The organism is Serratia sp. HMSC15F11 (assembly GCF_001808215.1).
In the GTDB taxonomy this organism is placed as follows: domain Bacteria; phylum Pseudomonadota; class Gammaproteobacteria; order Enterobacterales; family Enterobacteriaceae; genus Serratia; species Serratia nevei.
The window spans coordinates 1-1,308 of the sequence record NZ_KV792447.1 but is presented as its reverse complement, the minus strand read 5'-3'; the positions used below and the strand labels follow the sequence as shown (position 1 = coordinate 1,308).

The 1,308-nt window shown below is 39.6% G+C and carries 1 protein-coding gene and 1 pseudogene; both read left to right on the top strand.

All coding sequences use genetic code 11. The annotated features are described in order from the left end of the window. The coding region (locus HMPREF3138_RS26830) for a hypothetical protein (protein WP_210394214.1) at window positions 1-321 on the top strand (321 nt) is incomplete at its 5' end. Then, window positions 321-1,308 (top strand): annotated as a pseudogene (locus HMPREF3138_RS26290) (hypothetical protein); the annotation flags it as partial. The gene HMPREF3138_RS26830 and the pseudogene HMPREF3138_RS26290, both read left to right, overlap by 1 nt.

The following is a 1,308-nucleotide window of genomic DNA, read 5'->3' as shown; positions in this document are numbered from 1 at the left end:
ACTAGGGTGTTTTGTTCCGAGATACAAGCAAATGAAGTACAAATGAATATGTCAGGACGTACAGAGAGTTCATTTTCGGTAGTATTCTATATTACTTTTGGAAATAACAAAACAAATCCAACAGAACAATTCTATATCTTAACGTCAGAAACAATGTCAATATTTCAATCAAAAGTACAGGAATGTTTTTTAAATGAGAATTTTATCATTAGTAAGCAACCCGTTTTTGACAATATCGGTACACATCAAGATCCAACTACTGGTATATGCACAGGGACCTTTCAACTAAATATTAGTGTAATCCAACGGAAGGAAAGCTAATGAACATTTCAACAGGACAAGACCTACAAATTTTTTACACTACTGATATTGGGAACAATAGTCCCAGTTTCGGTGGTTATCAGGAAATTGCAAACATTGCAGAATTTCCAACAATTTTACAAACAAGTTCGGTAGAGAATATCGAAACTTATGATAGTGATTATAGTTCAGTACTGACAGGGGATAAGGCAATTGACGCATTCCCGATTACTGTGAATTATGTTATCGATGAACCAAGCCATAAATTTTTAGAACAAGCGGCAGAACAACAAACTCCCATTCAAGTAAAAGTAAAATACAGTACTGATGAAGAAGCCAATGCCGAAAGCTATATAGTACTCAATGGATACGTTCAATCGCACAATCTCACAGGTGACAAGGACTCAGTTGTACAGAGATCATACCTGTTCACACCTGAAACTGTAGTTACTCAAGGATTCGCACCAATTCAACCATTACTACGCCGTTCTGATTATGGCCTAGGTAGCGATGGTATTGATGCACCTCAGTACACACCAGCAACAGGACAGATAGCAGGTAATGGTTTCATCCAGATCCCAGCAGCTGCATCCGGCAACCCTGCAAGTACTAACCTTATCGGTGTAGGACTCACGAATAACAAGAACGAAGCCTCGATCGTTATGTCTGAGACGGGCGATCTAAAGCTATATGCACGTAATCAGAACACTGCATGGACTCGTATCTATACCAGTACTGAACAAGATACACGTTATGCCCGCCTTGGTCAGCCTGCAAACTTTGGCAACTTAACCATTACCGGTACGATCTCCAGTACTGGCAAAATGATTGCCCCTGCAAGTAATGGTTTCCAGACCGCTAGTGCTGGTGATTATTGGTCATCACTAAGTGCCGAAGCTGGTTATGGGATGATATGGCGTTATAATTCTTCATCAACAAAAGCAAATGAATTTCTTGGTATCGACCAAAACAGTAAACTTGTATTCAGACAGGCAATTGATAACGCCA